The organism is Sphingomonas sp. 10B4, from assembly GCF_035019905.1.
GTDB classification, from domain to species: Bacteria; Pseudomonadota; Alphaproteobacteria; order Sphingomonadales; family Sphingomonadaceae; genus Sphingomonas; species Sphingomonas glacialis.
Map to the genome: position 1 here is coordinate 1 of NZ_JASJVC010000498.1, position 245 is coordinate 245.

1 rRNA gene is annotated in these 245 nt (G+C 49.4%); it reads left to right on the forward strand.

Going from position 1 to position 245, the window contains the following annotated elements:
* Positions 1 to 96: ribosomal RNA gene (locus tag QN347_RS20630) — 16S ribosomal RNA — on the forward strand; the annotation flags it as partial.
* Positions 97 to 245 lie beyond the last annotated feature (149 nt).

Below are 245 nucleotides of genomic sequence, written 5' to 3' on the forward strand. Positions count from 1 at the left end.
ACCGTAAGGAGGGCGATTACCACGGCAGGGTTCGTGACTGGGGTGAAGTCGTAACAAGGTAGCCGTATCGGAAGGTGCGGCTGGATCACCTCCTTTCTAGAGTAGCGCCGTAGTTGAGTGTTCACTTTTATTGACTGTTAAATTAAATAACGAGAAAAGCTTGGTAGTGATACCAGGGAAGCCAGTTATTCCTCAGTAAGCGTCGCGAGCGCTTCAAGGTTCAATCCAGAAGCGCAGTCGTACTT